Genomic DNA, 8,216 nt, shown 5'->3' on the forward strand with positions numbered 1-8,216 from the left:
CCCTTGGTGGCCGAGTCGTCGATGAGCTGGCGGATCTCCTTGGCGGCCGAGAGCGTGCGGTGCGACAGGCTACGCACCTCGGAGGCCACCACCGCAAAGCCCCGCCCCTGGTCCCCGGCGCGCGCAGCCTCCACTGCGGCGTTGAGGGCAAGGATGTTGGTCTGGAAGGCAATGGAGTCGATCAGCTGCGTGATCTCGCTGATGCGGCCGGATGCCGCCTGGATCTGCTTCATGGTGCTGGCCACACCGTCCACAGCGGCACTGCTGCGCTCGGTGACCTGGGTGGCCTGGGTCGCCAGCACCGTGGCCTGGCGCGCGGATTCGGCGGTTTGCTTGACGGTGCCGGTGATTTCTTCCATCGACGCGGCTGTCTGCTGCAGGTTGCTGGCCTGAGCCTCGGTGCGCGACGACAGGTCCTGGTTGCCCTGGGCAATCTCGCGGGTGGAGACCTGCATGTGCTCGCTCTCCTGCCGGGCGTCACGCACGATGGACAGCAGGTTCACGTTGAGCTGCGCCAGCGCCTTTTGCAGCTGGCCCACCGTGTCGCTGCGCGATGCCGATATCTTCTGGGTAAGGTCGCCCGCGGCCATGCGGTTGGCCCACAGCAGCATCTGCGACAACGGCGCCACCGTGACCTGGTGCAGGTAGACCGCCATGCCCAGCGCCAGCACCACCACCCCCAGCCACGCGGCCCCTGACGCCAGCGACAGCGTGTGCCCGCCCAGCAAGGCGGCGCACCACGAAGCCACCACCAGCAGCAAGGTACACACCATCATCTTGCCCATGGGCCCCAGCGCCAGAGCCCGGGCCACACGGCCCCACAGGGTGTCTTTGACCAGTTGCCCGGCCGACAGCCGGTGCACCAGCGTGCCCGCCTGCTTTTCGGCCTGCATCTGCTTGTACAGCGACTCGGCCGCCTGGATCTGTTCGCGCGTGGCTTCGGTGCGCACCGACATGTAACCCGTGGGCTGGTCGCCCTGCATGAGCGGGGTGACGTTGGCCATCACCCAGTAAAACGTGCCGTCCTTGCGCCGGTTCTTGACCGGGGCCGACCAGGGGATGCCTTTGGCGATGGTCTGCCACATGTCGCGGTAGGCCTCCTCGGGCATGTCGGGGTGTCGCACGATGTTGTGGGGCTGGCCCAGAAGCTCTTCTTTTTCGTAGCCGCTGACCTCGATGAACATCGGGTTGCAGTACAGGATGCGGCCCTTGAGGTCCGTGGTGGACACCAGAGTCTGGCCCTTGGGAAACGCATATTCGTGCTGGCTGACCGGCAGATTGACGCGCATGGGAACCCCATTTCGTAGATGCCTTGATGCTCCCTGACCGGGCAACACGGCAGTGGAAAAGCCGAACACATCCTATGACGAAGGCCATGGATTTGAAACAGAAAAATGGCATCTCCATCGCAAACTCACCAACTCAGTGCGCAACACCAACACTGTGCGTCACACTCCGCTGCAATGCACCAAAGTGAGCACTTGGCAGAAAATGCGCTTCATTTTTGATAGCTGGCAGTGCTTAACTCACAAGCGCTTTCTGGCAATTTCCTCACAATCCCTCCCCCATATCGGCACTGGCATAGCCATTGCTTGCCATAAGGCGCGGCCAACGCTGGCCGCATGTCAGCCCGGTGCAATGGCGGATTGGGCGAACAGGACGTTGGCGTCTTCATGGAGTGCGTTGGGGCTGGTCAGCCCGCGCGGTCCGTGTGGACGCCTTTTTGTTTTCTGGCCGGGCGAAGGGGTCACCCCCTCAGCCCTTTGCACTCACACCCATGCATTACTTCAGAGAGTTCCTCAAATCCGGCCACGCACCCACGCTGTGGGCGTCGTTTCTGTACTTCGGCTTTTCGTGCGCGGTGTGGGTCATCAACGGTGCGATGGCGCCGTTCATCCGCGAGAGCTTCCAGCTCTCCCCCACCCAGATGGGCATGATGCTGTCCATTCCCATTTTTGCGGGGGCGCTGATGCGGTTTCCGCTGGGCATCCTGGCGCAGTACATCGGCCGCAAGCGCGCCACCCTGGTCGAGATGGCCGGCATCTTTTTGGCCATGGGCTATGGCTACCTGTTCGTGCACACCTTCAACGACCTGCTGGCGCTGGGCATCCTGCTGGGCGTGGCGGGGGCGAGCTTTGGCGTGGCGCTTTCGCTGGGCTCGGGTTCGTTTCCACCGCGCTACAAGGGCCTGGCCATGGGCATCGTGGGCGCGGGCAATGTGGGCACTGCCGTGGCAGCGCTGCTGGCGCCTGCCCTGGCGCAGAAGTTTGGCTGGCAGGCGGTGTATGGCTTTGCCGCCGTGAGCGTGGCCGTGCCCGCCGTGGTGATGGCGGTGTATGCGAAGGAACCGCCGGACCTCGCGCCCCACGCCACGTTTCGCGAACACATTGCCTGTCTCTTTGAAAAAGATGGCTGGGCGTTCAGCCTGATCTACGCCGTGACCTTTGGCGGCTTCATCGGTCTGACGGCCTTCCTGCCCAGCTACTTCTACGACCAGTTTGGCGTGAGCAAGGTGCAGGCAGGGCAACTGACCATGCTGGCCGCCTTTCTGGGTGCGGCACTGCGGGTGATGGGCGGCTGGCTTTCCGACCATTGGGGCGGCGTCAACACGCTCACGGGTGTGCTGGCCATCACCGCAGTGAGCATGGTGCTGTGCGGCCTGGCCGAAAACTCCTTGCCGGTGACGATGCTGCTGTTCCTGGTGTGTTTTGCGGCACTGGGCGCGGGCAACGGCGCGCTGTTCCAGCTGGTGCCGCTGCGCTGGCCGCTGTCCACGGCCGTCGCCGGCTCGATGATTGGCGAGATCGGCGCGCTGGGTGGCGGCCTCATCCCCAACGGCATGGGCTTTTCGCGCCAGTACACCGGCACCTACCTGTGGGGCTTTGTGGGCATTGCGGTATGCGCCGCTGCCATGCTGGTGCTGTTGCGGGTCATGCAGATCCGCTGGACCCGTACGTGGGCAGAAAAGGGCGGTCGGGCACGCAGTGCCTGAGCTGGCGTAGCCAGCCAAGGCGTAGCATTGCCCGCCCTTTCGCCAGAAGGGTGGCCGCGCCCGGGGCGCGTGAACGTCCGTAGTCAGTCAACGCGCCGACCACCCCACATTTCAAGCCCAATCCCCTCCAAGCGCATTTATCATATGCATCGATAGCTATATTTTCAATAGCAAATCAATCGCTCTCATCGCGGCAAAAACAGCAGCCAATACACCAGCAACAGGTTCACCAGCACACTCACCGCCAGCGCGATCTTCCACAGTGCCGTGGCATCGCGCTGCATCAGCGGCTGCGGGCCAGGGGCGGACAAGGGGCGCGAAGCACCCCGCTCCAGGGCCAGCAGCAGTTCCTCAGCGGTTTCAAAGCGTTGTGTGCGCTGGCGGGCCACAGCCTTCAACGCGATCTGGTCGAGCCAGATGGGCACGCTGGGGTTGTGGCGGCTGGGGGCCAGCGGGTCGCGGTGGTAGCGGCCCAGCTGGTACTGCACCACCTCGCCATAGGGCAGGCGCCCATGGCTCAGCAGCTGGTACAGCGTGACGCCCAGGGCGAACAAGTCGCTGCCCGCATCGGGCAACTGGCCGGCGGGGTCCCCGTTCTTTTCATAGCCCGGCCACTGCTCGGGGTTCATGTAGCTGGGGGTGCCTGCGTGCAGGCGGCGCGTGGCCTCGGGCTCGCGGCCCGACAGGGCCACGCCCAGGTCCAGCACCCGCAGCACACCGTCATCGCCCAGGTGCAGGTTGTCGGGCTTGATGTCGCGGTGCACCACCCCTTGCCGATGCAGCCAGCCCAGCACCTGCGCCGCCTGCATCACCACCGACACTGCCTGCGGCACGCCCAGGTGCTGGCGGCCGCGCAGGCGCTGGCCCAGGGTCTGGCCCGCATGCCAGTCATAGAGCAGATAAAACGCACTGGCGCCGGGGCTTGCACCGCCCTGCTCTGGCGGCCAGGTGTTCAGGCGCGCAAGGTGCACCGCCGCATGGCCGGACTGCATGCGCCGGGCCACCCAGGCCTCATGCGCCAGAGTGGCGCGCTCCTGCGCATCGTGCGCGCGGGCGGGCACCAGCGTCTTGAGCGCGTACAGCCGCTGTGTGGCCGGGTCGCGCACCTGGTAGATGCGGTGCACGCCGCTGTCGGCCACCAGCGCGGTCACCACCAGGCCATCCACCGGCTCGCCCACCTTGAGCAACGGCAACACTGGCAAGTGCTGCGCCCGGCGGGACTCATCCTGCAAGGTGGCTTCCAGCGCCCCCTGCACCCGCACCACCAGCGCGGTCACGTTGTCGGTGCTGCCCCGGCGCAGGGCTGCGCGCGTGATCTCCTCGCTCAGCGCCTGGGCGCTGACGGCACTGGCGGCGTTGGCATCCTGCGGCTGCAGCAGCAACTGGCGCAGTTCACGCTCGGGCAGGCTGCCGTGCACGCCATCGGACAGCAGCACCAGCAGGTCGCCGCTGTGCAGTTCGCCCTGGCTGTAATCCACCACCACATGGTCGTCCAGGCCCATGGCGCGGGTGAGCTGGTGCGCCAGGTCACGCTGCGCCATCACATGGTCGGTCGTCAGCAGTTGCAGCCGGCCGCCCCGCAGCAGATAGGCACGCGTATCGCCCACATGGGCCAACGTGTACGACTGGCCGCGCAGCACCACGGCGGTGAGCGTGGTCAGGCCCACGGCGGGCTGGCGGCGCCGGTTCATCGACGCCAGCCAGCCGTTGTGCGCGCTCAGGATGCGGTCCAGCGCCACGGTGGTGTCCCAGGTGTCGGGCGTGGCGAAGTAGTCGTTGACCAGGGTGTTCACCGTGGTCTGTGCGGCTTCGCGGCCCTTGCCTCCGGTGCTTACACCATCGGCAATGGCAGCGATGGCGCCGCGTTCGCGCTCGCGCCCCTGCCCCTGCACCAGGGCGGCAAAGTCTTCATTGACTTCGTTGCGCCCGGCCTGCGAGGTATGGCCGATGTCCAGTTCAAAACTCATGCACCACCTCCATGCAGGTTCCATGCCCAAGGTGGTGCATGCACGCACCGCGCCGCGCAGCCGAGCCACCCGTCAACACCCAAAACTCCGCCCTCGGCAGCGCGGACAACACCGGATCACCCCACATCAGTGCACAAACTCTGGCACGGGCATTGCTTACCCGAAGCAACGGCCCAGCTGGGCCACGCAATTCAGCGGTGCAACGGCGCACCAAGGGGTTGTATGGACGAAGGCGTCCCCACATGCGGTTTCGATGGAATGTCGGAGCTGCATCGTGTGGACGCCTTTTTTGTTTTTTGCATCGCCCAGGCGATGGAACCGACGGAGTCACGATGAAAAAGCTCAAACTGGTGATGGTGGGGAACGGCATGGCCGGTGTGCGCACGCTGGAAGAGCTGCTCAAGATTGCCCCCGATCTGTATGACATCACGGTCTTCGGGGCCGAGCCGCACCCCAACTACAACCGCATTCTGCTGTCGCCGGTGCTGGCTGGCGAGCAGACCATCGACGAGATCATCCTCAACGACTGGCAGTGGTACGCCGACAACCACATCACGCTGCACACCGGCTTCACCGTGACCGATGTGGACCGCGTGCGCCGCGTGGTGAGCGCAAGCAGCAAGGACGGCGATGTGATCACCGCCGAGTACGACCGCCTCATCATGGCCACGGGCTCCAACCCCTTCATCCTGCCCGTGCCCGGCAAGGACCTGAAAGGCGTGCTGGCCTACCGCGACATCGCCGACACACAGGCCATGATCGACGCAGCCGCCACGTACAAGCACGCGGTGGTCATCGGTGGCGGCCTGCTGGGCCTGGAAGCCGCCAATGGCCTCATGAAGCGCGGCATGACAGTGAGCGTGGTGCATGTGATGCCCTCGCTGATGGAGCGCCAGCTCGATGACGTGGCGGGCAAGATGCTGCAGAAGTCGCTGGAAGACCGTGGCATGCGCTTTTTGATGGGTGCGCAGACCCAGGAGCTGGTGGGCAATGCCGAAGGCCGGGTGGCCAGCGTCAAGTTCAAGGACGGCACCGAAGTGCCTGCCGACCTGGTGGTGATGGCCGTGGGCATTCGCCCCAACACGCAGCTCGCCGAAAAGATGCGCCTGCACGTGAACCGCGGCATCGTCGTGAGCGACACGCTGCAGACCACCACCGACGCCCGCATCTATGCCGTGGGCGAATGCGCGGCACACCGGGGCATTGCCTATGGCCTGGTGGCCCCGCTGTTCGAGCAAGGCAAAGTGCTAGCCAACCACCTGGCCGAGTTCGGCATCGGCCGCTACCAGGGCTCGCTCACCTCCACCAAGCTCAAGGTCACGGGCATAGACCTGTTCAGCGCGGGCGACTTCCAGGGCGGCGACAACACCGAAGAGATCGTGATGAGCGACCCCTTTGGCGGCGTGTACAAAAAGCTGGTCATCAAGGACGACAAGCTGGTGGGCGCCTGCCTCTATGGCGATACGGTGGACGGCAGCTGGTACTTCAAGCTGCTGCGTGATGGCCGCAGCGTGACCGACATTCGCGACAAGCTGATGTTTGGCGAATCGCACCTGGGCGACACCGGCCACCAGGGCCAGAGCAAGGCCGCCGCCATGCAGGACAGCGACGAGGTCTGCGGCTGCAACGGCGTGACCAAGGGCGCCATCTGCAAGGCCATCAAGGACAAGGGCCTGTTCACGCTGGATGAAGTGCGCAAGCACACCAAGGCCAGCGCATCGTGCGGATCGTGCACAGGCCTGGTCGAGCAGATCATCATGTTCACTGCCGGTGGCGACTACAGCGCCACGCCCAAGACCAAGGCCATGTGCGGCTGCACCGACCACGGCCACCAGGCGGTGCGCGACGCGATCCGTGCCAACAAGCTGCTGAGCATTGGCGATGTGTTCAAGTTCATGGAGTGGAAGACGCCCAACGGCTGCGCATCCTGCCGCCCCGCCGTCAACTACTACCTCATCAGCACCTGGCCCAAGGACGCGAAGGACGACCCGCAAAGCCGCGCCATCAACGAGCGCAGCCACGCCAACATCCAGAAAGACGGCACCTACAGCGTCATCCCCCGCATGTGGGGCGGCGAAACCACGGCCGACGAGCTGCGCCGCATTGCCGACGCGGCCGACAAGTACAACATCCCCACCATCAAGGTCACAGGGGGCCAGCGCATCGATTTGCTGGGCGTGAAGAAGGAAGACCTGGTCAATGTGTGGAGGGACATCGGCATGCCCAGCGGCCATGCCTATGCCAAGGCACTGCGCACCGTGAAGACCTGCGTGGGCAGCGAGTGGTGCCGCATGGGCACCCAGGACAGCACGCAGATGGGCAAGGACCTGGAGCGCGCCATGTGGCGCATGTATGCACCGCACAAGGTCAAGTTTGCGGTGTCGGGCTGCCCGCGCAACTGCGCAGAAGCCGGCATCAAGGACGTGGGCATCATCGGCGTGGACAGCGGCTGGGAGATGTACGTGGCCGGCAACGGCGGCATCAAGACCGAGGTGGCGCACTTCTTCACCAAGCTGAAAACCGCCGAGGAAGTGCTGGAGTACACCGGCGCGTTCTGCGAGCTGTACCGCCAGGAAGGCTGGTACCTGGAGCGCACCGTGCACTACGTGAGCCGCGTGGGCCTGGACTATGTGAAAAAGCGCATTCTGGAAGACCACGAAGGCCGCAAGGCGCTGTGGGAGCAGCTGCAGTTTGCGCTGGACGGCGAGCCCGACCCCTGGTTTGAGTTTGACAAGGCAGCCGTGGACACGCGCCAGTTTGCCCCGCTGACCGCTGCCTGAAGCGCCCGGAGCCCCACACCATGCAACGCCGCACCTTGCTGACCGCCGCCGGCTACACCACGGCCTGGAGCACCCTGGGCATCATGTCGCTGGGCACCGCCCAGGCCCAGGTCACTGACCTGAACGACGCCATCAACAAGGCAGGTCGCCAGCGCATGCTGAGCCAGCGCCTGGGCAAGGCCTGGCTGGCGTTGGCGCACAAATCCGACACGCCGGCTGCACGCGCCGTGCTGGACCAGTCGCTGGCGCTGTTCGAGCGCCAGCTGGGCGAACTCAAGGCCTACGCGCCCTCGCCCACCATCCGCGACACCTACACCAAGCTGGAATCGGCCTGGACCGACCACAAGGCCACGCTGCTGGGCACCAGCCCGTCGCGCGACGGCGCTGCCGCCTTGCTGCAAGCCGACGCCAAGGTGCTGGCCCTGGCCCACCAGGGCACCGTGCAGTACGAAGCCGCCTCGGGCAAGCCTGTGGGCA

General features: G+C 65.4%; 3 protein-coding genes and 2 pseudogenes. 3 read left to right on the forward strand and 2 right to left on the reverse strand.

Features of this window, described 5'->3' with window-relative positions; all coding sequences use genetic code 11:
• Positions 1–1,289: pseudogene (locus DBR23_RS22335) on the reverse strand (methyl-accepting chemotaxis protein); the annotation flags it as partial.
• A 488-nt stretch (positions 1,290–1,777) separates the two neighbouring features.
• Here DBR23_RS22335 and DBR23_RS22340 point away from each other — a divergent pair.
• The gene (locus DBR23_RS22340) at positions 1,778–2,992 is read left to right on the forward strand and encodes a nitrate/nitrite transporter (protein WP_056058267.1); all 1,215 of its coding nucleotides are present in this window, start codon (positions 1,778–1,780) and stop codon (positions 2,990–2,992) included.
• 185 nt (positions 2,993–3,177) lie between these two features.
• Here the strand turns inward: DBR23_RS22340 and DBR23_RS22345 are convergent, their stop codons facing one another.
• Positions 3,178–4,959, reverse strand: a complete 1,782-nt coding sequence (locus DBR23_RS22345) for a bifunctional protein-serine/threonine kinase/phosphatase (protein WP_108499619.1) — start codon at positions 4,957–4,959, stop codon at positions 3,178–3,180.
• A 332-nt stretch (positions 4,960–5,291) separates the two neighbouring features.
• Between DBR23_RS22345 and nirB the strand changes: the two genes are divergently transcribed.
• Together nirB and DBR23_RS31520 are read left to right on the forward strand one after the other, a co-directional pair.
• Positions 5,292–7,739, forward strand: a complete 2,448-nt coding sequence (gene nirB / locus DBR23_RS22350) for a nitrite reductase large subunit NirB (protein ID WP_108499620.1) — start codon at positions 5,292–5,294, stop codon at positions 7,737–7,739.
• Positions 7,740–7,828: 89 nt separating this feature from the next.
• Positions 7,829–8,216: pseudogene (locus DBR23_RS31520) on the forward strand (type IV pili methyl-accepting chemotaxis transducer N-terminal domain-containing protein); the annotation flags it as partial.

This window comes from Acidovorax sp. HMWF018, from assembly GCF_003061035.1.
GTDB lineage: Bacteria > Pseudomonadota > Gammaproteobacteria > Burkholderiales > Burkholderiaceae_C > Acidovorax > Acidovorax delafieldii.